Source organism: Ruegeria sp. B11 (assembly GCF_056539785.1).
The window spans coordinates 1,059,656-1,083,610 of sequence record NZ_JBQFVO010000001.1; the positions used below are offsets into that span (position 1 = coordinate 1,059,656).

Sequence of the window (23,955 nt, forward strand, 5' to 3'; positions counted from 1 at the left end):
GATACTGCTGCCCGCAATTGTTAACACAGTTTTTAATGGTTGCATCTTTCCCGTTCGAACCCGCAGACTGACCGAGTGATCCGGGGGAATGAATGAATATTGCGCTGATTGGTTTGGGGATGGTTTCGGGCACGCATGTCGCTGCCATTCAAGCATCGGATCAAGGCCTCAGTCTTGCCGGCGTCCTCGGGCGCAACTCTGAAAAAGCAGCTGAGTTCGCGCAGCGAAACGGCACCCGCGCATTCGGCTCGATCGAGGAAATCGCAAACGACCCAAACGTCGACTTTGCGATCATCGCAACACCGCCCGATCAGCGCTCAGAGTTGGTTCGGGTTCTTTCGAGCGCTTCGAAACCGATCCTAATGGAAAAGCCCATCGAGAGAACGCTGGGCGCCGCGACAGCCATCGTCGAGCAGTGCGAGGTATCCGGTGTGCCGCTGGGCATCGTCTTTCAGCACCGCGCCCGCGCCGCCTCGCAGGCGCTGAAATCAGCCATTGAACAGGGTGAGCTGGGCGCGATCGCCACGGTGGAGATCCGTGTCCCCTGGTGGCGCGATCAGAGCTACTATGACGAGCCGGGTCGCGGCACTTATGCGCGCGACGGAGGCGGTGTCATGATCTCGCAGGCAATCCACACGCTTGATCTTGCGATGTGGCTGCTGGGGCCGATCTCGGACATTCAAGCCATGATGAGAAAAACTCCGTTACACGATCTCGAAGCTGAGGATTGGGCAGGTGCAGTCTTTGAAACGGATAGAGGCGCCGTGGGCATTATGATGGCGACTACTGCCGAATATCCCGGGGCCGCTGAGTCCATTACCATCCAAGGCACACGCGCCAAAGCGCATTTGGAGTCAGGTGTCCTGACCTTAACGACTTTCGATGGTCATAAATCCACGGTTGGCGAAACGTCCGCCACAGGCGGAGGGGCCGATCCCATGGCGTTCACCCATGCTTGGCATCAGGCGGTCATCGAGGATTTCGCCAAGGCTGTTGCCGATGGCACGCTGCCCATGGCCACCGGACGCAGTGCCCTTTTGACCCACGCCGTCATAGACGCGATGCAGATCGCCAATCGAACAGGCCAGAAAACACGAGTCATCTCATGAGCCTGACCTGCGTCGCCCTTGGCCTGGACCACCGCCATATCTATGGCATGACGGAAAACATGCGTAAAATCGGCGTGGACTGCGTTGGCTACTGGACACAAGGCGATCCGGAAACGCTTCCGGGCTACGTCAAAAGGTTTCCCGATATTCCGCGGCTGGCCCGACTGGAAGACGCCCTAACCAGTGGGGCGGATCTGGCGCTGATTTCGGCGATACCGGCAGATAGGGCCGCGTTGACGATCCGCGCCATGCAAAACGGCATGGATGTCATGAGCGACAAGCCGGGCTGCACGACGTTCGAGCAACTCGACCAGATCAAGCGAGCGGTCGCCGACACCGGTCGAATCTGGTCGGTGAATTTTTCCGAACGATTTGAAACGCCCGTCAGCACCCGGGCGACCGAGTTGGTCGAGTCCGGTGCCATCGGGCGCGTGATCCAGACGGTTGGGCTTGGCCCGCACCGATTGAACCGGACAACCCGGCCGGATTGGTTTTTTCAGCGTGACCGCTATGGCGGCATTCTGACCGACATCGCCTCGCATCAAATCGATCAGTTCTTGCATTACACAGGTTCGAAAACCGCAGAAATCACGAACGCTTATGTGGCGAACTACGCAAACCCCAAAGATCCCGGATTGCAGGATTTCGGAGAACTCAATCTAAGAAGCGAGAATGGCACCGGGTACATCCGGGTTGACTGGTTCACGCCGGATGCCTTGCCAAACTGGGGGGATGGTCGTCTGACGATCCTCGGAACCGAAGGATATATCGAGTTGCGGAAGTACGTCGATGTGGGTGGGGCCTCAGGGACAGACCATCTGATCCTCGTCAATGGTGAAACCTGCCAAAAGATCGACGCAGCCGACGCCAGCCTTCCCTACTTCGCGCGCCTGGCCGATGACATCCGCAACCGGACCGAAACCGCGATGACACAGACCCACTGCTTTACGGTCATGGAACTGGCACTGCACGCGCAGGAAGTGGCGGAACGCAGATGATCAACGTTGCGATCCTTGGCGCAGGTATCGGTGCGCAACATCTGGACGCTCTGGAACGGCTTGACCGCACCTTCCGCGTAGCCGCCGTGGTCGACCAGAATACGGACCGGATCGAACAGATACGGCAGAACTCGGATTTTCGAGCACTAACCAACATTCAGGACGCTCTGGATGATCCGGCGATTGATGTCATCGACATCTGCCTACCGCCGCATCTGCATGTACCAACCACGCTTGCGGCACTGGCCGCAGGAAAACACGTTGTCTGCGAAAAGCCTCTTGCGACCTCGATGCAAGATGTGGATCGGATCACGGCAGCCACACGCAGCGCGGGCAAGCAGGTGTTTCCGGTGTTTCAATACCGGTGGGGGCCGTCACTGGCCCAACTGCGCCACCTGCAACGCGCAGGCCTGACCGGAGCGGTCCAAACTGCCGCGCTTGAGACCCATTGGTCCCGCGGGGCAGACTATTACGCGGTGCCGTGGCGGGGAACATGGGCCGGTGAACGCGGCGGCGCAGTGCTGGGCCATGCCATCCACAACCATGATCTGCTGACTCATATCGCGGGTGATATCGCCTGGGTGTCTGCAATGGCCACAACGCGGGTAAACCCGATCGAGACCGAAGACTGTGCCGCGATCTGCTTTGGCATGACTTCCGGAGCTTTGTGCACAAGCAATATCACCCTGGGCGCCGCCACGGACGAAACCCGCCTGCGGCTCGTCTTTGAAAAGGTGACCGCCACCTCTGGCAACGAACCCTATGCCCCAGGTCAAACGCCCTGGACATTCGTCGCGCGGGACCCTGTGTATCAAGCCGCTATCGACGAGGCCCTTGCAGCCGCCACTGACGAGCCAACAGGTTTCGAAGGGTTCTTTACCGAAGTCGGCAGGGCGCTGCGGTCCGAGGCAAATTCGGCCGTTACGCTGAAGGATGGCGCTGCATCCATCGGCCTTGTGACAGCGATTTATCACGCGGCGCGCACCGGGCAGCGCGTTGCTCTTCCCATCAGTTCCGATCACCCGCTGTATGAAGGATGGCTGCCATGAAACAATGCTGGCGTTGGTTCGGACCCGATGATCCGATCGCCCTTGCCGCTCTCCATCAAGTCGGGGTTCAGGGCATCGTCACCGCGCTGCATCACATCCCGCCGGGACAGCCCTGGGACGAACCAAGCATCGCCGATCGGCAAGCAGTTCTGGCTACTGCCGGGTACAGTTGGGACGTTGTCGAAAGCCTGCCCGTTTCCGAGGCGATCAAAACACAGTCCGCAGACATGGCTGAACATCTGCAGGCGTATAAGTCCAGCCTCAGGTCCCTGTCCGCCCGTGGCATCAAAATCGTTTGCTACAACTTCATGCCAATCCTGGATTGGACGCGCACCGCCCTTCGCGCACCGCAGCCGCACGGCGGAACGGCCATGCTGTTCGACCTGACCGATTTTGCTGCTTTCGACATACATATTCTTGAACGTCCGGGCGCGTCCGAAGACTATTCCAGCGTCGTCCAGCAAACGGCCAAGGATCGCTTCTTGCGCATGTCGGATGAATCCAAGGCCCAGTTGCAACACAATGTCACTGCGGGGTTGCCCGGCGCCAACGATCAGTGGAGCGTGCAGGACGTGCGCGCTTTGTTGCGAAACTATGCTCATATAGACCGTGACCAGCTTCGCGCAAACCTGATCGACTTCCTGTCAGAAGTCGCACCAGTCGCCCAAGAACTGGAACTACGCTTGTGCTGTCATCCAGATGATCCGCCGTTCTCGTTGCTTGGTCTGCCGCGGATCATGTCCAGCACCGATGACTACGGCGCCGTTCTGGATGCGGTTGATTTGTTGGCGAACGGCGCAACGTTGTGTACCGGATCGCTGGGAGTTTCCCCCGAATTTGATGGGCCGGACTTCGTGCGCAGGCATGGCGACCGAATTCACTTTGTCCATCTGCGGAATACCAAACGCATCGCCGGATCAGACAGCCAGAAACCGGACTTCTTTGAGGCCTCGCATCTGGAGGGCGACACCGACATGGTCGGCACAATTCGCGAACTGATGAACGAACAGCGCCGCCGCAAATCCCAAGGGCGTTGCGACTGGCAAATTCCGATGCGGCCCGACCACGGACAAGAACTGCTGAGCGATCTGGGCGGACACAGTACTCCCGGCTATCCGTTGATCGGGCGTATGCGTGGGCTTGCGGAACTGCGCGGCATCATGGCGGCGTTCTCGTAACGCGTCGGATCAGGCGGTTTCTTTTCGCCCGCAACACTTCTATGCTTGCCTGAGCGCCGCATTCTTCGTTTAATTGCTATACGTAAACGGGCAGCGGGGTGTCTTCCGGACTCGCCCGACGTCTGTAAAAGACGCGTGAAACTCCCGCGAAAACCGATGCGATTGGGCATCATTTTTCGAAACGTCTGCCATACGGCAATGGCGAAATATCGGGAGGAGTCCAAATGAAAACTGCAGGCGTAATAGGTCTTGGCGACATGGGCAGCGGCCTTGCCAAGAACCTGATCAAGAATGGCTTTGAAACATCAGGTTTCGACCTGAGCGAGACGCGCATGACGGCATTTGCTGACATGGGCGGCCAGCCCAAGGACAGCGTGGGACAGGTTGGTCGACACGCCGCCAGTGTGTTTGTCATGGTAATGAACGGAGATCAGGCCCGCGATGTCATTCTGGGTGAAAACGGGCTGGTTGCGAACATGGCCAAAGGCGGGACGGTCATCCTGTCGGCGACCATTACCCCGGCCGAAGCCCGCGCCATCGGGCAGGATATGGAAGGCTCAGGCATACATCTGATCGACACGCCGGTCTCAGGTGGGTTTCCCGGCGCGCAGAACGGCACATTGACGATGATGGCTGCCGGTGCTGCGGATGTGCTGGACCGAAACGCCGAAGTCATGCAGGCAGTGTCTGCAACAATTCATCGAGTCGGAGAAAACGCTGGCGACGGGCAAACCGTGAAAGCCTGCCTGCAATCCCTGATCGGATCGATCTTTTCCGCCACATTCGAGGCTGCGGCCCTGGCGGCCAAAGCCGGTGTCAGCGGTCAGGCATTGCTTGATGTGTTCTCCTCATCCAGCGCGGGGTGCGGCGTCGTGAATTCCGCCCTTGAAAACATCATTGATCGCAAGTTCGAGGCCACCGGCAGCCATATCGCAACCATGCATAAGGACCTGACGATCTCGCTGGCACTCGCCGGTGCATTGGGCGTTCCCATGCACACAGCGTCATCCGCAATGCAGATCTTTCACGCAGGAAAAACTAAATACCCGAATGGCGACAACTGGGTGTGTACTCGCGTCATCGAAGAGATCGTTGGCGCAGAATTGCATCGCTGAGGGGACCGGACATGAAATTGGGTGTAATTTGCGACGGCATTTCCCGCGATCTGCGGCATGCCGTGGACGTGATGGACGAGTTCAGCCTGGACTATGCAGAGCTTCAATTTGTTGGCGATGCGGAGGTCGGGGATCATTCCCCGCAGCAAATTGCCGAGATCGACGCGCTTTTGCGCGACCGGGGCAAGCCTGTGTCATGTCTGTCGCGCCATATCTTTGCGGGGATGACAGCTGCCAATAGGCCCGGCGACGACCTCCACACTCGGCATATGGACGCCTTGAAACGCGTAATCGACATGGCGCATGTTGTTGGGTCTCCGCTGGTTCGGATCATGACCCAACGAAAAGAGCAGATACTGTGGGGAAAAAACGGCGCCGAGAAGTGGAACGTAGCGCATGGGGTATGGGACTCGATGCCGCCGCTGATCGCGCCGGCGGTTGAACTGGCAAGAGCTGAGGGCGTGACGCTTGTCGTGGAAACCGGAAACGGCACGCTGGTCAATTCCAACTATACAGCCCGCAAGCTGATTGACGAGTTGGACGCAAAAGACTCTTTGAAAGTGCTGTGGGACCCCGGAAACAACTGCTGGTGCCATGAACTGGCATATCCGGACGGTTATGAAGAACTGCGCGGCGGCTATCTGGGTCACATTCACATCAAGGACGTGAAGGTCGACACGCCACGGGCAACGCTGGAAGTGCGCCGCATGGGGGAAGGTCAGCTTGCGCCTTTGTTCCAACCCATCGCGGACGCGCTTAGATCCGACGGCTATGATGGCGTCATTTCTTTCGAAAGCGTTTATCACCCCGACAACGGGAATTTCGAAGATGGTTTTCGTCTGTGTGTGGACCAGTTCAAAAGCCTGTTTGCATAAAAATGTAGTCAATATGCGTTCAAAATCAAAATCTTGACCCCCATTACTGAATGCCAAGTGAGATGTAGAAAGCTGGGCGCGCTCGCGTGAAATCAAGGAAAGGGCCTGCTGGATGAAACAACAGTTTTTTGACCTGTCCATTGAAACGCCGGGCAAATCCCTCATCGACATCAGCGGGATCGTTCAGCGTGCGGTGTCCGAACACGAATTTGTCTCGGGCCTGCTGACCCTTTGGTGCGTCCACACCGGTGCCGCGCTATTGGTGCAGGCCAATGCCGATCCCGATGTGCTCAAGGATATCGAGACGTTCTTCGAGAAACTCGTACCCAAGTCACCAGGCAAGTATCACCACCGCCCGACCGAGGACGACAACGCTCCATCGCATCTGCGGGCGCTGTTGACGCAAACTCAGGTATCGATCCCGGTCGAACAAGGGCAGCTTCCGCTGGGTCGCGTACAAAGCCTGTACCTGTTCGAACATCGGGAAGCACCCAAGGCACGCCGATTGAAGGTGCACTACATCGGGACGTGATGCCTTGGATCACATGGAGCGTTGGCAGTGCTAACGCCCCATCCAGCCCCCGTCGACTACAAGGATTTCACCGTTGACGAAGTCCGACGCAGCCGAGGCCAGAAAGACCACCGGTCCCGCAAAATCAACAGGCGTACCCCAACGGCCTTGGGGTGTTCGTTCCAGGATCGACTTCGACCGGACCGGATCATCCCGCAGGGCTTGGGTGTTGTCGGTCGCGATGTAGCCAGGCGCGATCGCATTCACGTTTACGCCCTGCCCGGCCCATTCGTTGGCCAAGGCTTTGGTCAGCTGTCCAATCCCGCCTTTCGAGGCCGCATAGCCCGGAACGGTGATGCCACCCTGAAATGTCAGCAGCGATGCAGTGAAGATGATCTTCCCCGAGCCGCGCGCCAGCATGTCCTTGCCGATCTCGCGTGACAGAACGAACTGCGAGGACAGGTTCACCTCCATCACTTCGTCCCACCAGTCGTCCGGGTGTTCGGCGGCGGGTTTGCGTTTGATCGTGCCGGCATTGTTGACAAGTATATCAGGGGCTTGTCCGTCGGCCCTCAACTGATCAATGAACCCATGCAGCGCGGCGCGATCCGAGAAGTCGCATTGGTAGGCCCGGAAATTGCGTCCCATCGCCGTCACGGCTTTTTCGACATCCGAGCCAGACAGCTCGAGCGAGGCGGACACTCCGATGATATTGGCTCCGGCCGATGCCAATGCTTCGGCCATACCGCGCCCGATACCGCGTTTGCACCCGGTCACAAGGGCCGTCTTTCCCGTCAGGTCGAAACTTTGCAAAACACTCATGAACGCGGTCCTACTTCGATCAGGCTTTTCATTGCGGTTGGGCTGCGATCCAGTGCTTCGAACGCGGCCTGGATGTCTGCCAGAGGGCTGACGTCCGTGATCACAACATCCGCGTCCACTCCGCCCGAGGCGACAACTGCAATGGCTTTCTCGTAATCCTCTGGCTCATAGACCCGAGCACCGATCAGTCGCAGCTCTCGCCAGAAGAACTGGAACAGGTCGATCTGGGGCTTTTGAGCATGGATCGCGACCATTACGATCCGGGCCCGAGTCGCGGCAACGGCGGTCATTGCATCGACACCGGGCTGCGTTCCTGACACCTCGAAAACCACATCTGCCCCTTTGTCGCCCGTGCGCGCGTTGATTGTGGACACCAGATCGGTTTCGATTGGGTTGATCGTGTCAAAGCCAAGTTTTTCAGCAATCGCAAGACGGTTCGGATTCACTTCGGAAATTACGACATTTCCACCCGCGTCCCGCGCAACCATGGCAACCAGGATGCCAATCGGGCCGCCGCCGATAACGACAACGTCCTCTCCAGGTTGCAGGTCAGACAGCCGCACATCGTGGCAGGCAACGGCAACCGGCTCGATTAGCGCCGCGTGATCCATGCGCAAGTCATCCGGCAGAACGTGCAACGTGTGGGCCGGAACACTCCAGATCTCTTGCATCGCGCCATCGGTGTCGAGGCCGAGAAACTTGAGATTCTGACAGATATGCTGATGCCCCCGCTTGCAAGATGGGCATTCTCCGCAATGATCAAGCGGTCGGACAACGACCTTCTGGCCGGGTTCGACCGTATCGACGCCCTCGCCCACCGCTTCGACGACACCTGACATCTCATGCCCGATCACCCGGTTCAGGCCGACGCGGGCATCCATGTTGCCGTGGTAGACGTGCATATCCGTCCCGCAAATCCCACAATAGGCAACACGAATGGCAGCCTCGCCGGGACCCGGATCTGTCGCTTGGGCTTGCTCTACTGCAAAACTCTTATCGCCCCTGTAGTATGCGGCAGTGATCGTCTGGGTCGTCATCTATGCATCTCCTTGTGTTCCGCATTCAATTTGTCCCAGTCGAATTCCACTCCGGTTCCCGGGGTATCCGGGGCCACGGCCAGACAGTCTTCGACAACTAGTGGACGGGTCGTGTACTGGTCTATCGGGAATGAGTGTACTTCTAGCCAGCCTGCGTTGGGTTGCGCAGAGACAAGGCTGACGTGCAGTTCCTGCATCCCATGACTGCAAACCGGAATGCCGTGCTGTGCGCTTAGCGCGGCCACGCGCAGCCAGCCGGTGATTCCACCGCAGTTTGAGGCATCGGGCTGGATAAAACTCAGTTTCGCGTCATCAAAGGCGTATTCAAATTCGTGTATGGTGTGCAGGTTTTCACCCATGGCAAGGGGAACGCCCGTCGCTTCGACAATTCGGCTATAACCTTTGTAGTCGTCTGGAATTGTCGGTTCCTCGAACCACAGGATATTGCAGTCGGCGAACCCTCTGGCAGCGACGATGGCCTGTTCGACACTCATAGAGTAATTCGCATCGACCATGAAGAACCGGTCCGGCCCCAGCATCTCGCGCACCGCCTGGGCACGTGCAAAATCGTCGGCCAGGTCTGGTTGACCGACCTTGATCTTGACTGCGTTGAACCCACGCGCAAGGTACCCTTCGGTCTGACGCAGCAGTTTCTCCAACGAGAAATTCAGGTCGATCCCGCCGGCATAGGCCTTGCACCGTTTGGACGCTCCACCGGCCATCTGCCACAATGGCGCATTCTGCGTTCTGCCGCGAATATCCCACAGTGCAATATCTACGGCCGAGATGGCAAACGAGGCGATCCCACCCCGTGCGACGTAGTGCACGTGCCACTGCATGGCATCGTACAGGCTTTCGATCTGTTCGGCGTCTTGTCCAACAAGGAACGGTGCCAGGTCATGCTGGATCATCGCTAAGATGGCATGACCACCCTTGCCCCCGGTATAGGTATACCCGACCCCCTCGACCCCATCAGAGGTTTGAATGGTGACAGTGATCAATTGAAAAAACGTGTGATCCCCATGTTTGGCATCGACCAGGACTTCGGCGAGCGGAACGTTGAACAGCCGCGCTGATACACTTTCTATGCGATTCATTAACCTAAGACCTTCTGCTGCCTGGCAATAACCCGAGACTGTAAAAGGATGACCGCAAATAGAAAGCCTCCACGTATGACCATTTGCCAATAGGCACTGAAACTGATGGTGCCCTGACCGTTTTCAAAGTTTAGAACGTTGAAGACCAGCCCCAGCAACAGCGCTCCGGCGACCGTCGCAGGGATCGATCCCATCCCACCCGTCAACAAAGTACCGCCTACAACCACGGAAGCGATGGCTGACAATTCCCATCCGACGCCTTCAAGGGGTTGCCCAGCTCCAAAACCCGAGGCCAGAAAGACTCCGGCCAGCCCTGCACAGCCACCCGACAGCAGGTAGACAAAAGCCTTGGCGCGATTGACCTTCAGGCCCATGAGGTTCGAGGCATCCTCGCTGCCACCGATCGCCAAGACGGTCCGCCCGATGGTTGTTCTTTCCAGCACCAGCCAAAGTGCCAGAGTCAGTCCGGCCACGATGACGATTGCCCATGGAAACAGGCCAAACGCCTGCCCCATGCCAAGCTTGGTGAAGTTCGACCCCCAATCGACCGAAATTGTCTGGGCGCCCGAAATCACCAATGCGCCGCCTTTTGCGGCCAGCATGGTGGCCAGCGTGGCGATGAAGGGCGGGATCCGAAGGATGATTATGCAAAAGGCGTTGATCGCCCCGAAACCAACCCCGGCAAGAACGGCCCCCGGCAACGCAACCTGAATCCCATACGGGCTGAGATAGGCCGCAACAACCGAGGTAAAGGCCGCCACGGATCCGACCGACAGATCAATCCCGCCGGTCATGATCACAAAACACATGCCCAGCGCAATCGCGATGAACATCGCGTTGTAATTCAGGAAAGACGAGAAATTGTAGGCGCTGCCAAAGTTGTCATAGCGCATCAGCCCGAACAGAATCAAAGCCAGCAGTGCGATCCACACCGTCACCGAGGCCGAATTACGTCGAAGGTATTTTCGCAGGTCAAAAGCCGTTTCATCCAACATCGATTAAGTCCTCCGAAACTGCTGGACCCAAACGGCCAGGATAATGATGACGGCCTTGGCGATCAGTGCAACTTCGTCCTCTACCCCGTTGGCCAACAATGTATATTTGACCAACTGGATGATGACGGCACCCAGTATGGCACCAAAGATCGGCGCTCGCCCGCCTTGCAAAAGAGCCCCGCCAACAACCGCGGCCGCGATGGCATCAAGCTCCATCAGATTGCCGTTGCGCGCGGCGTCCGAGGCCGAGTTGATTGCAACCACGATCAAACCGGCTAGGCCCGCAAGCACCGCGCAGATGACATAGGCCCCGATCTTGACCCGTCGGACGGGACCACCCGACAGATAGGCCGCGCGTTCATTGCCCCCTATGGCCAGCAGGTAACGGCCCCATGTGGTTCTGGTGATCACCCAAAACAGCACACAGGCAATGGCCAGCGCCAGCCAGCCCTGGAACGGCAAACCAAGCACTTTACCAGTTCCAAGATAACTGAATGAAGGGTTTGAAAACGTCTGCAGGTTCCCGTTCGTCAAGACTTGGGCAATACCGCGACCAGAGATGAAGAGAATGAGCGTCGCAACGATGGGCTGCACGTTCAACACGGCAACCATCACGCCGTTGAATACCCCGCATAGCCCCGCAATGAAAAGCGGCAGGACAATGGCCAAAGTGACGCCTAGCATCGGATTGGCAGCGCCCAGATCCGACAGAAAGATCAGCGGAGCAAGCGCCCCCGCCAGCGCCATGACCGCCCCAACCGACAGATCGATCCCACCCGTGGCGATTACCAGCGTCATCCCCATGGCCACGATGGCGATCGTAGCGACTTGGCTGATATTTACGAACAGGGTTTGCAGTTGCAGGAAATTAGGTGTGAAAAACGCGTTGAACACTAATAGGGCGACCAACGCGGCGATGCCGCCGTGAAAGCGGAAGGGCATTGATGCGACCCGTTGCGGCAACTTCATTGCGCGGTCCATGAACCAGTTCCTTCTTCATGATGCGCAAGCGCGCGCACCAGTATGTTCTCGGTGACTCCGGGGTTGGTCAATTCCTTGACCGAGCGTCCCTCGTGCATGACCACGATGCGATCGGCGCCTTCCACCAGCTCTTCGAATTCCGAACTGATGAGAACGACGCCAAACCCCTTCTCGACATAAGACCGAATGAACGATTGGATCTCTCGCTTGGCGCCAACATCCACGCCTCGGGTCGGCTCGTCGAGTATCAGGATGTCGGGCTGCGTCGCCAGCCAGCGGGCAAGCAACACCTTTTGCTGGTTGCCGCCGGACAACTCGCGAATGGGCTGGTCCATATGCGCCGCCTTGATGCCCAGATCGTCGATAAAGGCCTGAACGATCTCGCGCTCACGGGCAAAGTCGATTTGACCACGGCTGGCCAGTTTCGGCAGCAGGGCCAGCGTCATGTTCTCGCGCACGGACATGTCTGGAACGATCCCTTCGGCCTTGCGATCTTCGGTCAGAAAGCCGACGCCGTTTGCGATCGCGTCACCCGGTCCGGACGGTTGACCGACCGTGCCATGCAACTCGATTGCGCCGCTGCGTTTCCCGTCCACTCCGAACAAAGCGCGCGCCGCCTCGGTCCGGCCAGAGCCCAGCAATCCGCCCAACCCGACGATTTCCCCGCGGTGGAGAGTGAGGTCGAAATGCGTCAGCCGCGGGCCTGTTGAAACAGAGTCCGCCCGCAAAACGATATCGCCTTTCTTGGCCTTGGCACCGGCGAAGTCCGTCAAACCATCTGCCGCGATCTCATCCTTGTTGCGGCCCAGCATGTCCGCGATCATTTCCAGTTTGGTCGTGTCCTGGACGTTACGCGTGCTGACGGTGCGCCCATCTCGCATCGTTGTGACTCGATCGCATATTTGGAACAGCTCATCGAGGAAATGCGAAACATAAAGAACAGACACGCCCTGTTTCTTCAACTCGCGCACAACACCGAACAGCACCTCGACTTCGCTGGCATCCAGTGACGACGTAGGTTCGTCCATGATGACAAGTTTCGCATCCAGCGAAACAGCCCGCGCAATTGCAACCAACTGCTGGATCGCTGTCGAGAAATTTCCTAGCGGCTCAGTCACGTCGATATCTATGCCAAAGCGCGTAAGAACCTCGCGTGCGCGCCTGTTGCCCTCGCGCCAGTCGACCAGAAAGCCGAGACGTTTGGGCTCGTACCCCATGATGATGTTTTCAGTCACTGACCGCAGCGGTACCAGGTTGAGCTCTTGATAGATGGTGGCAATTCCGGATTCCTGCGCTTCGCGCGGAGTGGAGATGCGGCTTGGCACACCCGCCAGATGGACGTCGCCGGCATCCCGATCGTAAACTCCGGTCAGAACCTTGATCATCGTCGATTTTCCGGCACCGTTCTGGCCGATCAGCGCATGAACCTCGCCCGGCGCGATTTCCAGGTTGGCCTGGCTCAGTGCCGGCACGCCGGCAAAGGACTTTTCGATTCCCGACATCGAGACGAGCGCATTCATGAGATGTCTTCCTCCGATTGCTTGCAGGCGGCGCCGACCACAGGCCAGCACCACCCACCAGGGAGAATCAATAGGCTTCGTCGATGTGATCGGCCGCATTGTCCTTGGTAAAGATGCGATCTTCGACTTTCACCCATTCCGGGATCGCCTCGCCAGCTGCGTATTTTTTCATGACTTCACAAGCCAGAGGGCCGAAGAAGGGTGAGCTTTCCACCGTCACCCCCATCTTGCCATCGATAATAGCCTGAAGTGCATCGCGTGTCCCGTCGATCGAAACGATGGTCACGTCCTCGCCGGGCTTGCGGCCGGCCAGTTCCAGAGCCTGGATCGCACCGATCGCCATCTCGTCATTGTGGGCGTAGACCACGTTCACATCGGGGTGCGCCTGCAGCAGGGTTTCCATCACCTGACGACCCAGGTCGCGCGCAAAGTCACCGGTCTGAGAAGCCACGATCTCAAAGCGGTCATCCGCTGCAATCGCGTCGTCGAAACCTTTTTTGCGGTCATTTGCAGGTGAAGAACCAGTCGTGCCCTCCAACTGGACGATGACGCCATTGTCGCCGTCGAAATTCTCCATCAGCCACTGTGCGGCCCGGTTGCCCTGATCAATAAAATCCGACCCAAGGAACGCCACAAAATGCTCGCCCGGCTTGGCAACGGCCGGATCAACCGAGCGGTCCACCAAAAAGGTCGGGATTCCCGCTGCACGGGCCTTCATAACGGCTGGGATCAACGGCTTTTCTTCCCGCGGGGGCAGGAACAGAACGTCGATGCCTTGGGCGATCATGCTGTCCACATCCGCAACCTGCTTGGCCGCAGATCCGGCCGCATCCGTCGCGATCAGATCCCAGCCACAGGCCTCGGCTGTGTCATGGAAAGATTTCGTTTCGGCAATGCGCCACGGGTTGTTCGATTCCATCTGCGCAAAGCCGACCTTGTAGCGATCCTTCTGCTCAAGCGGTGGCAGATCCTGCGCGATCACCGTGGTGCCCAACAGCGCACCCGCGACAACCGTCGAGATCAAAAGAGTTCTGCGTTTCATGGTTATTCCTCCTCCATTGGTGCGGTCGCCTCCGTTTTGACCGCGAGTTCTCAGGTCATGCCCAATTCATGTAAGTCGTCTGTTTCCTCAGATAGCCATCGAAGCCATACGCGCCGTCTTCGCCCCCAACCCCGGACAAACCCCAACCGGTGTGAAATCCCTGTACGGCCTCACCATTGGAGCGGTTCAGGTACAATTCGCCGAACTTCAAACGGCTCGGGGCCTCCATCAATCGCCGGTGCGATGCCGTAAAGAGATAGGCAGACAGCCCGAATGATGTGTCATTCGCTACGTCTATCGCCTGATCAAAATCATCGACTCGCATGGCTGTCGCCACGGGTCCAAAGACCTCCTCTTGCATCGCGGCATTGCCGTTGTCGGAGACCTCAAGAACCGTCGGGGACATCCAGTGTCCTTTGCGGTGCGCGCTGTCCAACAGGGGCCCGCCTTCCAAATGGACCGTGGCACCTTCCGTGATGCTGCGCTTGATGATTTCGGCGACCTTGGTCACTTCGACCTTGCTGACTTTGGGCCCCAGGTCGCAGTCCTCCATCGGATCTCCGATCGACAATGCGCGGGCTGCTGTCACGAATTTTTCCAAGAACTGATCCGCAATACCGCTATGCAGATACATACGCTCGTTGCAGGTGCAAATCTGGCCGCAATTGGCAAACCGGGCGGCAATGGCGGCCGAAACAGCAGCGTCAATATCCGCATCCTCCATCACGATGAACGGAGCCTTACCGCCAAGCTCGAGCCGGACAACCTTGATCCGGTCGGCCGCGGCGCGAAAAATCTCTTTACCGGCTCGTGTGCTGCCGGTCATTGTGATCAGTGAGGTATCGGGGTGTTCGACCAACCGCTGCCCTACCACCGGCCCCTTGCCTGTCAGAACATTTAGAACACCGGGCGGAAACCCGACCTTTTCGGCAAGCTCGGCGATCGCGAGACCGGACAGCGGCGTGATTTCGTGCCCCAACAGAACAACAGTGTTGCCCGCGACCAGCGCAGGCCCGACTTTCCTGGCGGCCAATGCCAACGGATAGTTCCAGGCCGTCAACGCAACAACAACGCCATAAGGATGACGCCGGATCTGGATTTCCTCGGACTTGTTGTCCGATGCCACTATGTCACCCGAAATCCTCCGGGCCTCTTCAGCCGCATGGCAAAGAAAGGTAACAGCGGCATCAACTTCACTTCGGGCCTGCGTGATCGGCTTGCCCTGCTCGACCGTGATCAAGGCTGCCAGACGCCCGGCGTCAATCCGGATGGCTTCGGCCAACCGCTGAACCAGTCGCGCCCGCTCGATCGCCGGACGCGAGGACCACGAGCTAAAAGCACGATGGGCCGCCTCGACGGCCGCATCCGCATGAGCGGCACCGCCATCTGGAACTTGCGCAACGATCTCTTCATTTGCAGGGTTCTCGACACCAACCGTGTCCGCGTCAGAGTCGGTAAAGCGGCCATCGATGAACATCGAATGCCGAACCACCTGACCCAACTCCCCCACCACAGACCGCAATTTCGCCTCCCGCGTTTGCTTCGGTCAGACCACATTGGCGACCGCACTGCCGATCAAAACACTAATAATATTATTTCGTCAACACTAATATTAATTACTATTCACTAATATTAGTTGCGTGTCCTCCGCATAGTCGATAAAAAGGAAGCGAACAAAAAGGTTGAGCGATGAACGATCAAGCGAACAAGACCGGGCAGCACAGGGGCGTGGGACGAGTCGCGGGCCGGCAGCGCATAACGATGCATGATATTGCACGCGTCGCCGGGTGCTCACAGACGACAGTATCGCTGGTTCTAAACAAGAACGATTCCGTCAAAATCTCCGAGGACACAAAGCAAAGAGTCCTGGATGCCGCCAACACGCTTGGATACGCCATGCCCTCTCAACTCAGGAAACCCCAGGACAGCGCGCCTCGACCCTCGGCGTTAGACGGCACCATCGCTTTTGTCGTGGACGATCTGGCGTCGAGCCCCGAAATGGTAAACGCGTTTAATGGCGTGAAACAGGCCGTTCGGGACACGGGAAATCTTGTATTGCTGGCAGAAACCCAAAACGACCCCGAGGTCGAACCCAGAACGCTTAGGTATTTCCTCGACCAACAGGTTGCGGGCATCATTTACGCAACCGTTTTCACCCGGCGGGTGGTCGTTCCGGAAATACTCAGGCAGACCGCAACCCCGGTTCTGCTGCTGAACTGCTTTTGCGACGACCTCTCTTTTCCTGCGGTGATCCCCGGCGAAGTCGCTGCTGGACATACGGCGACCAACGCCCTGATCAAGGCGGGGCACAAACGAATCGCCACCATCACCGGTGAGCCGTTCATGGAATGCGCCGCAGGGCGAACGACCGGGTACAGAAACGCCCTTGCTTCCGCCGACATCCCATTTGACGAGGATTTGGTCATCGAGGGCAACTGGCTGCCCAGCGCAGGCTATGCTGCCACGCGCGAATTGATGGACCTGCCCTCTCCGCCAACCGCCATTTTCTGTCAGAATGACCGAATGGCGATCGGCTGCTATGAGGCGCTCAAGGAACTTGGCCTATCCATCCCCGAAGACATCTCGGTCATCGGATTTGACGATGACGAAACCGCGCGACACCTGTCGCCCCCCCTGACCTCGATGATCCTTCCAACTAGGGCGATGGGACGCTGGGTCATCGAACAGTTGTTCCACGGTCCGACGGATGGTCAGCGACACCCTCTCGTGAAGCTTGAATGCGAACTGGTGGAGCGCGACTCGATCAGCGAACCCAAACGCCGGGCCTGAAGGCGAACTCATGACGGAAACCTTCGATCATATCGTCATCGGCGGCGGCTCTGCCGGCGCAGCCGCTGCAGCGCGACTGGTCAACCAGGGCAAGTGCAGGGTTCTGGTGCTGGAGGCCGGGCATTCGCACCGCCATCCGTTGCTGGACATGCCGCCGGGTATCTTCAAGATGATCAACGGGTCCAAGTTCATGACCTACCACCAGACCGAACCGCAGGACCACCTGGACGGTCGCGTGCACGACATTCCGCAGGCCAACGTGCTGGGTGGCGGGTCGTCTGTGAATGCCCAGGTCTATATGCGCGGCCGCCCTTCTGATTATGACGCGTGGGACGACCTGCTACGACAGACCAACGACGGGGTCGGCTGGGGATGGGATGATGTGCTGCCCTACTTCCGTAGAATGGAAGACAATAACAGGCTTCACAATGACCTGCATGGCAGCAACGGTCCGGTGCAGGTCTCGGATCCGGGGCATATCGACGACATGTCACGTTGGTTCGTTCAGTCGGTCCAGGCCCTTGGCGAACCATTCAACACGGATTTCAACGGCGCAACGCAGCGCGGTGTCGGGTTCTATCAGTTCACCAATCGCGCCGGTAAGCGCAGTTCGTCGGCCTATGCTTTTCTCGCCCCTCTCGAGACGAACCCGAACTTGACCATCCAGCTTGGCGCAACGGTCAACAAAGTCATCATCGAAAACGATAAGGCCGTCGGCGTGCAGTATCGAGACAAACGCGGAGCCCACACGGTCCGGTGCGATGGTGAAGTTGTCGTTGCGGCGGGCGCTCTGGTGACGCCAAAAATCCTAATGCTATCAGGCATCGGACCAGATGCACATCTTGCCGATCACGGTATTCCCGTGATCTGCCCATTGCCTGGGGTAGGCCAGAACCTGATCGACCACCCCGAAGTTCCAATTACCGCCTTTGCCAACGGTCCCTACGGATACTTCAAACAAGGTGAGGGCTGGCGGATGCTTCGCAACGGCATCCAGTTCAAACTGTTCGGCAGCGGACCGGTGACTTCCGCCGGAGTCGAAGCCGGCGCGTTTGTCAATCCGTCGATTCCTGATGGAGAACCAACCATTCAAGCTTTTTGCGTGCCAATTGTTTATCTGGATCGCGACGCTCTGGACGAGGTGCAGGATGACTTTGGCCTGACCGTTACGACCGTCGTGGTCAAACCGAAATCACGCGGAGAGGTCCGGCTTCGCTCGGCCGATCCTCACACCATGCCAGTGGTCTCGCCCAACCTTCTGAAGCATGAAGACGACATGCAGGAGATGATCCGGGGGCAGCGGTTCTTTCGCCGGGCATTCACGTCGGGCCCGCTTGCTCAAAGGGTTCGCGAAATCGTCATTCCCACAGCGGACGACGACCAGACGCTACGAGCACATTGCAAGCGATTCGTAAAAACCAACTATCACCCGGCGGGCACTGCCAAAATGGGCCGGGACGGCGACGGAATGGCCGTGCTGGACGCCAGGATGCGCGTGCGCGGAATCGAGAGCTTGCGGGTGTGCGACATGTCAGCCGTGCCCGACATCAACGCCGGCAACACAAACGCACCTGCCATGATGCTGGGCGAACGATGCGCCGACCTGATCCTCGGCCTCGGATCAGCCCGCGAGATACGCAATTCCTAACCTGAGCTGCGGCGTCGCCCGTCATTGATCCGACTTCTAACGCAGAATATGGCGTCGCCCTGTCCGACCCACCGAAAATAGACTACCCTGCCTAAATGCGCAGAACGTGGCCAAAGGTCATGGCGCGGACGGAAAACGCCTTACAGAAAATCGTCCCGCCTGGGCGTGAAGCAGTCGATCAACTCTCCGGCAGCCAGGCAAACACAACCATGGCTTACACCGGACGGAATAATCAGGCTGTCACCGGGTTCCAACGCTCGCTCCTGATCTCCGATGACAAAGTTGAACCGCCCGGACCGCACAAATGTCGACTGCACATGCGGATGGTCGTGCAACACGCCTTCGGCACCTTCTTCAAACCGGAATGAAACCATCATGAGGTCTTCATTATCCGCCAAAACCTGGCGCGTGACACCTGAGGCAGGTGATACAATCGGATAGCTCTTGGTCATAATGCGAGGTCCTTAGTCAGTTGGCGGCGTTCAATTTATTCGAAATACTCGGCATGTTTCGAGTGAACCTCCTCGATGGTCTTGTCGATGCGGCCCAGATGGCGGCGTATCATCTCGGTCGCAGTCGCCTCGTCGCGGTCTGCCAGCGCTTTTGCCAGCTCAACATGATCCCGAACCAGAATGTCGGCCTCGCTTTCGCGCCCAAGGCTTAGAACGCAAAGGCGGTCGATCTTTCTTTTGCATTCCTGAATCGTGTTGAAGGCCAGCGGGTTGCCGCTCAACTCACAAATCAGCCGGTGAAAGTCATAGTCGAGCTGATGGAACTTCTCGGCTTCGTTCCTTGAAACGACGTCTTTCTGCTGCTTGAGATTGTCCTCCAGCAGCTTCGAATATTCGGGCTTCCAGTTCCGACATGCAGCGCGCACCACTTCCAACTCGACCGAGAGGCGAACAAAGCGCGCATGACCGATCCGTTCCATGGAAAAACTACGTACCCGCGTGGCTTTCTGTGGTCGGATCAGCAGCAAATCCTGCGCCTCAAGCCTGTTGAAAGCATCGCGGACCGGCTGCCTCGACACTTCGAACTTTTTTGCAATATCTGCTTCGGACAGTTTTGTTCCCGGCAGAATTTCCAGTGAAACGATCGCCTCGTACAAACTCTCATATACGATGTCAGTGGTTGTGCGCCGCTCGATTTTATCCGTAATACTTTGCATTTCCTGCCTTTTTCTGCGCGTGACCAACACCGGCGGCATTCTGGGCCAATAGGCCTCTCCCTCCGATACTCCTCAATGTATCTCCAGCCAATCCATTTAGCACGGGCCGTGCGAAGCCTTTTGTGGCTCCCAAACAAACTTGTTGACAATACTAGTATCCTAGTCGACTACAATGGGCAACACTGCTGAATGCTCGTTAAGGCACAAAGACCAAAACGGGCGCACTGACTGGATGACCGGGGACCCAAGGGGACAAGAAAATGACCGAATTGAACGCTGAACAGATTGGCCCGAACTTGGAACTGGCAGGGAAGGTTGCGGTCGTAACCGGCGGCGGACGGGACATTGGCCGTGCCTGCGTCATGAAACTGGCCAAGGCTGGAGCGTCGATCGCGATCAACTATCACAGCTCATCTTCGGGTGCGGAATCGGCGGTTCAGGAAATAACGGCTGCCGGAGGTAAGGCGATTGCCATACAGGGCGACATGACCTCCGGTGCGGATGTGGAAAGGCTGATCTCGGAGACTATTGCGACATTCGGACCTCGGATCGACATTCTTGCCCACGTGACCGGCGGATTGCTGGCCCGGAAGACCCTGTCTGAGATGGATATGGAGCATTGGTGCCATGTCATGGACCTGAACACCACTTCTTTTGCCCGCGCTGTTCAGGCCGTGTTGCCGCATATGAAAAAAGGCGGCGCGATCGTCGGGTTTGCGAGTCAGGCGGGGCGTGACGGGGGTGGCCCAGGCGCGGTCGCCTATGCGGCCTCGAAGGGTGCGGTCATGACGATGACGCGTGGATTGGCCAAAGAACTGGGGCCGGACATCCGGGTAAATTCGGTTTGCCCGGGCATGATCGACACCGATTTTCACAATGTCTTCACAAAAAGCGAAGTGCGGACCAACGTGGCCGGCGCCACGCCGCTTAAACGCGAAGGCACATCTGAGGATGTCGCCAATCTGGTCGCCTTTCTGGCCTCAGACGCCGCTGCTTTCATTACGGGCGCGAACATCGACATCAACGGAGGCCTGCTCTTTTCATAACCGGCCTTCGCCGGGCATCGAGTCAACTGTCTGTTTTCTAGGGAGGAAAATATGAATATCAAACTGACTAAAACGCTGATGAGCGCCGCGACCGTGGTCGCAATTACCGGGAGCGCATCCTTCGCAGAGGATTGGCGCGGGTGGAATATCCACGTGGATGGTTACCCAAACACCATCGCGATGGACAAATTCGCAGAACTCATTACGGAAAAAACTGGCGGTGAAATCAGCCTTCAAATGTTCCATGGGGGCACGCTGGGCAGTCAGCCCGACGCTGTTGAACAGGTCCGCGCAGGCGCATTGGAAGTCGGCAACTTTAACCTGGGCCCAATTGGCCCGATTGTCGCCGAGGCCAATGTTGTATCGTTGCCCTTTATATTCAAAGACGTCCCGCACATGTTCCGCGTCTTGGACAGTGAGGGTGGCGAGGCAATTGCGGCGGGCATGGCAGCCAAAGGCTTGACACCTCTTGCGTGGTATGACGCTGGCGCTCGCTCCTTCTACAACGGAACAAAGGCAATCAACGCACCTGCCGATGTTGAGGGAATGAAAGTTCGGGTCATGAATAATGACCTGTTTACAGGCATGATTTCTGAGCTTGGTGGCAACCCATCGCCAATGGCGTTTGCCGAAGTTTATCAGGCGCTGAAAACCGGTGTCGTCGATGGTGCCGAAAACAACTGGCCATCGTACGAGTCAACTGGCCACTTCGAAGTTGCCGGTTTCTATTCGCTGTCTCAGCACCTGATCATACCCGAATGTATCTGCATTAATACCGACACGTTCAACGCACTGTCACCTGAGATGCAGGCCGCGGTTCGAGAGGCAGCTCAGGAATCTGCAGAACTTCAGCGGCAATTGTGGGCCGAGCGCGAAGCAGCCAGCCGTATAGCCGTCGAAGAAGCTGGTGTGGTCGTGAATGAAGTGGCAGACAAAGCCCCGTTCCAAGCGGCTATGGGCCCGGTTTACGAAGCCTACTTTGCTACGAACCCCGATTTACGCCCGCTTGTCGAGACTATCCAGGCGACGGACTGATTTAGCTACATTGGGTCTGATATTGTCCGGTCCCGCACATGCGGGTCCGGACGCCTGATCAAGAGTTGTGAGCCAATGAGTTATACTTCCCTGCCCCCGACATCTGTGCGCAAGATGATCCAGATCCTGGATTGGATCGCCGACGTGTGCCGGGTTTTGACCGGTGTCGCACTGGTTGTCATCACGGTCATATTCGGATGGCTAGTATTTGGTCGCTATGTTCTGAATGCGACGCCGACCTGGGTCGAGCAAGTCGCCTTGCTTCTCGTCATGACAATTGCGTTTCTCGGTGCGGCAGTAGGTGTACACGATAACACGCACTTGTCCGTGTCTCTCGTGCGTTCTGCGGTTCCTCCACGTGTGAGGACCATTTTGGTTATCTGCACAGACGTGCTTATGGCAGGGTTCGGCGCTTTGATGCTGTGGTTCGGAGCTCGACTTACGATCTTTAAGTGGGGATCGCTAATCCCATTGATTCAAGTCCCCGAAGGCTTGCGTTCATTGCCTCTCACAATTGGCGGAGGACTCATATTACTCTTTTCCGTTGGTCATCTAATCCGCCTCTATGTCGGTTTTGACGAGCGCAATGACAGCATCGAATAGAGGCGAATGATGGGAATACTTCTGTTGCTTGGCGTGTTCGCCCTCTGCGTTCTGATCGGAACGCCTGTAGCATTCGCGCTTGGAATAGCGGCCATTTCGGCATTTTGGTTCGAAGGCTTACCCTTGATGATCGGATTTCAGCGGATCGTCTCCGGGATCAATGTATTCTCGTTGATGGCGATCCCGTTCTTCATTTTTGCGGGTGAACTGATGTTCCACGGCGGGATAGCCATGCGTCTCGTCAGGTTTGCTTCAGCCGCTGTCGGGGCCGTGCGCGGCGGCTTGGGAATTGTGAACGTGTTTTCTTCGATGCTTTTTGGGGGGATTTCAGGATCGGCCATCGCAGACATTTCCGCACTAGGGTCTATCTTGGTTCCTGTGATGAAAGAGAAAGGTTACGATGCAGATTACGCCGTAAACGTGACCGTCACGTCCTCGATTGCCGGTATAATTATTCCACCCAGTCACAATATGATCATTTTCGCGATCGCAGCCGGGGGTGGAATATCGATCTCGAAGCTGTTTCTTGCAGGCGTTGTTCCAGGAGTTTTAATGTGCCTTTGCCTTGCTGTGGCGGCGTACCTTGTAGCGGTGCGCAGAGGTTATCAAGCTGAGACTTTCCCGGGTTGGCCAGCGCTCGTAGTGAGCTTCTTCAGTGCAATTCCAGGACTTTTGACGGCTGTGATTATCGTCGGCGGTGTGTTGTCGGGTATTTTCACCGTTACGGAGTCCGGAGCTTTTGGGGCCATTTACGCATTTGTGGTCACTCTGATCGTCTACAGAAGCATAACGTGGGAAAACTTTTGTATTGCCGTCTCTTCTGCTGTGCGCACGACGGCGATGGTAATGATATTAATCGCATGCGCTGGTGCGTTTGCCTACATGCTGACCTTTTACAGAGTTCCGGACAGAACCGTAGATCTGCTTACTGGGTTGACAGAAAATCCGATACTCATCTTGCTGATGGTAAATGCGGTTTTGTTGTTGCTTGGAATGATTATGGATATGGCAGCGCTTATTCTGATCTGCACACCCATTTTTCTACCCGTTGCCAACAGCCTTGGGATTGATCCGCTGCAATTCGGGATGATCTTGCTCGTGAATTTGGGATTAGGATTGTGCACACCACCGGTCGGATCGTGCCTGTTTGTCGGTTGCGCCGTGGGTAAATTGCCAATGGAGAAAGCCGTGCGAACAATATGGCCCTTCTACTTGGCAATTCTCTTCGCATTAATGCTTATCACTTTTGTACCCGCGATTTCACTAACACTGCCAAGCTTGGTTGGGTGAATAAAGTACATTCAAGTTAAAAGGCAGACACTTGAAGCTAAGCTTG

23 protein-coding genes are annotated in these 23,955 nt (G+C 57.3%); 13 read left to right on the forward strand and 10 right to left on the reverse strand.

Annotated elements, in window-relative coordinates; all coding sequences use genetic code 11:
• The first annotated feature begins 92 nt into the window (after positions 1–92).
• The 7 genes from ACR0I1_RS05345 (at position 93) to ACR0I1_RS05375 (ending at position 6,856) form a co-directional block, all read left to right on the forward strand.
• A complete protein-coding gene (locus ACR0I1_RS05345) occupies positions 93–1,109 on the forward strand; it encodes a Gfo/Idh/MocA family protein (RefSeq protein ID WP_480705293.1) in 1,017 nt (338 codons plus the stop codon).
• The gene (locus tag ACR0I1_RS05350) at positions 1,106–2,107 is read left to right on the forward strand and encodes a Gfo/Idh/MocA family protein (RefSeq protein WP_170403521.1); all 1,002 of its coding nucleotides are present in this window, start codon (positions 1,106–1,108) and stop codon (positions 2,105–2,107) included. Before ACR0I1_RS05345 ends, ACR0I1_RS05350 begins: the two co-directional genes overlap by 4 nt.
• Positions 2,104–3,156 (forward strand): Gfo/Idh/MocA family protein, encoded by a 1,053-nt coding sequence (locus ACR0I1_RS05355; RefSeq protein ID WP_170403524.1) that lies wholly within the window; start codon positions 2,104–2,106, stop codon positions 3,154–3,156. Before ACR0I1_RS05350 ends, ACR0I1_RS05355 begins: the two co-directional genes overlap by 4 nt.
• Positions 3,153–4,334 (forward strand): mannonate dehydratase, encoded by a 1,182-nt coding sequence (gene uxuA / locus ACR0I1_RS05360; RefSeq protein ID WP_480705296.1) that lies wholly within the window; start codon positions 3,153–3,155, stop codon positions 4,332–4,334. The genes ACR0I1_RS05355 and uxuA overlap by 4 nt, the downstream gene beginning before the upstream one ends.
• A gap of 224 nt (positions 4,335–4,558) precedes the next feature.
• Positions 4,559–5,449: an NAD(P)-dependent oxidoreductase gene (locus ACR0I1_RS05365; RefSeq protein WP_170511757.1), complete on the forward strand. Its 891-nt coding sequence runs from the start codon at positions 4,559–4,561 to the stop codon at positions 5,447–5,449.
• Positions 5,450–5,460: 11 nt separating this feature from the next.
• Positions 5,461–6,324 (forward strand): sugar phosphate isomerase/epimerase family protein, encoded by an 864-nt coding sequence (locus ACR0I1_RS05370; RefSeq protein WP_480705298.1) that lies wholly within the window; start codon positions 5,461–5,463, stop codon positions 6,322–6,324.
• A 112-nt stretch (positions 6,325–6,436) separates the two neighbouring features.
• The gene (locus ACR0I1_RS05375) at positions 6,437–6,856 is read left to right on the forward strand and encodes a secondary thiamine-phosphate synthase enzyme YjbQ (RefSeq protein ID WP_480705300.1); all 420 of its coding nucleotides are present in this window, start codon (positions 6,437–6,439) and stop codon (positions 6,854–6,856) included.
• A gap of 30 nt (positions 6,857–6,886) precedes the next feature.
• Here the strand turns inward: ACR0I1_RS05375 and ACR0I1_RS05380 are convergent, their stop codons facing one another.
• The 8 genes from ACR0I1_RS05380 to ACR0I1_RS05415 all read right to left on the reverse strand — a co-directional run bounded on the left by ACR0I1_RS05380 (position 6,887) and on the right by ACR0I1_RS05415 (position 15,842).
• Positions 6,887–7,657: an SDR family oxidoreductase gene (locus tag ACR0I1_RS05380; protein WP_170733469.1), complete on the reverse strand. Its 771-nt coding sequence runs from the start codon at positions 7,655–7,657 to the stop codon at positions 6,887–6,889.
• A complete protein-coding gene (locus ACR0I1_RS05385; RefSeq protein ID WP_480705302.1) occupies positions 7,654–8,694 on the reverse strand; it encodes a zinc-dependent alcohol dehydrogenase in 1,041 nt (346 codons plus the stop codon). The genes ACR0I1_RS05380 and ACR0I1_RS05385 overlap by 4 nt, the downstream gene beginning before the upstream one ends.
• Positions 8,691–9,791, reverse strand: a complete 1,101-nt coding sequence (locus ACR0I1_RS05390; RefSeq protein WP_480705304.1) for a mandelate racemase/muconate lactonizing enzyme family protein — start codon at positions 9,789–9,791, stop codon at positions 8,691–8,693. Before ACR0I1_RS05390 ends, ACR0I1_RS05385 begins: the two co-directional genes overlap by 4 nt.
• Positions 9,791–10,786 carry an ABC transporter permease gene (locus tag ACR0I1_RS05395; protein WP_480705306.1) on the reverse strand — a complete coding sequence of 332 codons (996 nt, stop codon included), beginning with the start codon at positions 10,784–10,786 and terminating at the stop codon, positions 9,791–9,793. The genes ACR0I1_RS05390 and ACR0I1_RS05395 overlap by 1 nt, the downstream gene beginning before the upstream one ends.
• A gap of 3 nt (positions 10,787–10,789) precedes the next feature.
• On the reverse strand, positions 10,790–11,767 hold the full coding sequence (locus tag ACR0I1_RS05400; protein ID WP_170396131.1) for an ABC transporter permease: 978 nt from the start codon (positions 11,765–11,767) through the stop codon (positions 10,790–10,792).
• Positions 11,752–13,287 carry a sugar ABC transporter ATP-binding protein gene (locus tag ACR0I1_RS05405; RefSeq protein ID WP_480705308.1) on the reverse strand — a complete coding sequence of 512 codons (1,536 nt, stop codon included), beginning with the start codon at positions 13,285–13,287 and terminating at the stop codon, positions 11,752–11,754. Before ACR0I1_RS05405 ends, ACR0I1_RS05400 begins: the two co-directional genes overlap by 16 nt.
• A gap of 67 nt (positions 13,288–13,354) precedes the next feature.
• On the reverse strand, positions 13,355–14,329 hold the full coding sequence (locus ACR0I1_RS05410) for an ABC transporter substrate-binding protein (RefSeq protein ID WP_170396129.1): 975 nt from the start codon (positions 14,327–14,329) through the stop codon (positions 13,355–13,357).
• Positions 14,330–14,384: 55 nt separating this feature from the next.
• Complete coding sequence (locus ACR0I1_RS05415; protein WP_480705744.1) at positions 14,385–15,842, reverse strand: aldehyde dehydrogenase family protein; 1,458 nt, start codon at positions 15,840–15,842, stop codon at positions 14,385–14,387.
• 248 nt (positions 15,843–16,090) lie between these two features.
• On the opposite strand from ACR0I1_RS05415, the gene ACR0I1_RS05420 reads away from it, so the two are divergent.
• Together ACR0I1_RS05420 and ACR0I1_RS05425 are read left to right on the forward strand one after the other, a co-directional pair.
• Positions 16,091–17,119: a LacI family DNA-binding transcriptional regulator gene (locus tag ACR0I1_RS05420; protein WP_170396944.1), complete on the forward strand. Its 1,029-nt coding sequence runs from the start codon at positions 16,091–16,093 to the stop codon at positions 17,117–17,119.
• Between the two features lie 10 nt (positions 17,120–17,129).
• The gene (locus tag ACR0I1_RS05425) at positions 17,130–18,767 is read left to right on the forward strand and encodes a GMC family oxidoreductase (protein ID WP_480705311.1); all 1,638 of its coding nucleotides are present in this window, start codon (positions 17,130–17,132) and stop codon (positions 18,765–18,767) included.
• A gap of 140 nt (positions 18,768–18,907) precedes the next feature.
• Here ACR0I1_RS05425 and ACR0I1_RS05430 read toward each other — a convergent pair whose 3' ends face one another.
• Together ACR0I1_RS05430 and ACR0I1_RS05435 are read right to left on the reverse strand one after the other, a co-directional pair.
• Positions 18,908–19,219, reverse strand: coding sequence for a cupin domain-containing protein (locus tag ACR0I1_RS05430; RefSeq protein WP_170396125.1), 312 nt, complete (start codon positions 19,217–19,219; stop codon positions 18,908–18,910).
• Between the two features lie 35 nt (positions 19,220–19,254).
• Complete coding sequence (locus ACR0I1_RS05435; protein WP_170512688.1) at positions 19,255–19,935, reverse strand: GntR family transcriptional regulator; 681 nt, start codon at positions 19,933–19,935, stop codon at positions 19,255–19,257.
• Between the two features lie 260 nt (positions 19,936–20,195).
• Between ACR0I1_RS05435 and ACR0I1_RS05440 the strand changes: the two genes are divergently transcribed.
• From ACR0I1_RS05440 to ACR0I1_RS05455, 4 genes are all read left to right on the forward strand, one after another.
• The gene (locus tag ACR0I1_RS05440) at positions 20,196–20,981 is read left to right on the forward strand and encodes an SDR family NAD(P)-dependent oxidoreductase (RefSeq protein WP_480705313.1); all 786 of its coding nucleotides are present in this window, start codon (positions 20,196–20,198) and stop codon (positions 20,979–20,981) included.
• Positions 20,982–21,032: 51 nt separating this feature from the next.
• Complete coding sequence (locus tag ACR0I1_RS05445; RefSeq protein ID WP_170626564.1) at positions 21,033–22,016, forward strand: TRAP transporter substrate-binding protein; 984 nt, start codon at positions 21,033–21,035, stop codon at positions 22,014–22,016.
• A 75-nt stretch (positions 22,017–22,091) separates the two neighbouring features.
• The gene (locus ACR0I1_RS05450) at positions 22,092–22,619 is read left to right on the forward strand and encodes a TRAP transporter small permease (protein WP_170511735.1); all 528 of its coding nucleotides are present in this window, start codon (positions 22,092–22,094) and stop codon (positions 22,617–22,619) included.
• A gap of 9 nt (positions 22,620–22,628) precedes the next feature.
• Positions 22,629–23,909, forward strand: coding sequence for a TRAP transporter large permease (locus tag ACR0I1_RS05455; RefSeq protein WP_480705746.1), 1,281 nt, complete (start codon positions 22,629–22,631; stop codon positions 23,907–23,909).
• Positions 23,910–23,955: the final 46 nt, after the last annotated feature.

What these genes read in the sequence shown, in the direction of transcription:
- ACR0I1_RS05395 (WP_480705306.1), bottom strand. Translation starts at nt 10,786, where the DNA reads ATGTTGGATGAAACGGCTTTTGACCTGCGAAAATACCTTCGACGTAAT.
- ACR0I1_RS05385 (WP_480705302.1), bottom strand. Translation starts at nt 8,694, where the DNA reads ATGACGACCCAGACGATCACTGCCGCATACTACAGGGGCGATAAGAGT.
- ACR0I1_RS05435 (WP_170512688.1), bottom strand. Translation starts at nt 19,935, where the DNA reads ATGCAAAGTATTACGGATAAAATCGAGCGGCGCACAACCACTGACATC.
- ACR0I1_RS05455 (WP_480705746.1), top strand. Translation starts at nt 22,629, where the DNA reads ATGGGAATACTTCTGTTGCTTGGCGTGTTCGCCCTCTGCGTTCTGATC.
- ACR0I1_RS05430 (WP_170396125.1), bottom strand. Translation starts at nt 19,219, where the DNA reads ATGACCAAGAGCTATCCGATTGTATCACCTGCCTCAGGTGTCACGCGC.
- ACR0I1_RS05355 (WP_170403524.1), top strand. Translation starts at nt 2,104, where the DNA reads ATGATCAACGTTGCGATCCTTGGCGCAGGTATCGGTGCGCAACATCTG.
- ACR0I1_RS05380 (WP_170733469.1), bottom strand. Translation starts at nt 7,657, where the DNA reads ATGAGTGTTTTGCAAAGTTTCGACCTGACGGGAAAGACGGCCCTTGTG.
- ACR0I1_RS05390 (WP_480705304.1), bottom strand. Translation starts at nt 9,791, where the DNA reads ATGAATCGCATAGAAAGTGTATCAGCGCGGCTGTTCAACGTTCCGCTC.
- ACR0I1_RS05410 (WP_170396129.1), bottom strand. Translation starts at nt 14,329, where the DNA reads ATGAAACGCAGAACTCTTTTGATCTCGACGGTTGTCGCGGGTGCGCTG.
- ACR0I1_RS05405 (WP_480705308.1), bottom strand. Translation starts at nt 13,287, where the DNA reads ATGAATGCGCTCGTCTCGATGTCGGGAATCGAAAAGTCCTTTGCCGGC.
- ACR0I1_RS05375 (WP_480705300.1), top strand. Translation starts at nt 6,437, where the DNA reads ATGAAACAACAGTTTTTTGACCTGTCCATTGAAACGCCGGGCAAATCC.
- uxuA (WP_480705296.1), top strand. Translation starts at nt 3,153, where the DNA reads ATGAAACAATGCTGGCGTTGGTTCGGACCCGATGATCCGATCGCCCTT.
- ACR0I1_RS05420 (WP_170396944.1), top strand. Translation starts at nt 16,091, where the DNA reads ATGCATGATATTGCACGCGTCGCCGGGTGCTCACAGACGACAGTATCG.
- ACR0I1_RS05365 (WP_170511757.1), top strand. Translation starts at nt 4,559, where the DNA reads ATGAAAACTGCAGGCGTAATAGGTCTTGGCGACATGGGCAGCGGCCTT.
- ACR0I1_RS05450 (WP_170511735.1), top strand. Translation starts at nt 22,092, where the DNA reads ATGAGTTATACTTCCCTGCCCCCGACATCTGTGCGCAAGATGATCCAG.
- ACR0I1_RS05425 (WP_480705311.1), top strand. Translation starts at nt 17,130, where the DNA reads ATGACGGAAACCTTCGATCATATCGTCATCGGCGGCGGCTCTGCCGGC.
- ACR0I1_RS05445 (WP_170626564.1), top strand. Translation starts at nt 21,033, where the DNA reads ATGAATATCAAACTGACTAAAACGCTGATGAGCGCCGCGACCGTGGTC.
- ACR0I1_RS05400 (WP_170396131.1), bottom strand. Translation starts at nt 11,767, where the DNA reads ATGGACCGCGCAATGAAGTTGCCGCAACGGGTCGCATCAATGCCCTTC.
- ACR0I1_RS05440 (WP_480705313.1), top strand. Translation starts at nt 20,196, where the DNA reads ATGACCGAATTGAACGCTGAACAGATTGGCCCGAACTTGGAACTGGCA.
- ACR0I1_RS05350 (WP_170403521.1), top strand. Translation starts at nt 1,106, where the DNA reads ATGAGCCTGACCTGCGTCGCCCTTGGCCTGGACCACCGCCATATCTAT.
- ACR0I1_RS05345 (WP_480705293.1), top strand. Translation starts at nt 93, where the DNA reads ATGAATATTGCGCTGATTGGTTTGGGGATGGTTTCGGGCACGCATGTC.
- ACR0I1_RS05370 (WP_480705298.1), top strand. Translation starts at nt 5,461, where the DNA reads ATGAAATTGGGTGTAATTTGCGACGGCATTTCCCGCGATCTGCGGCAT.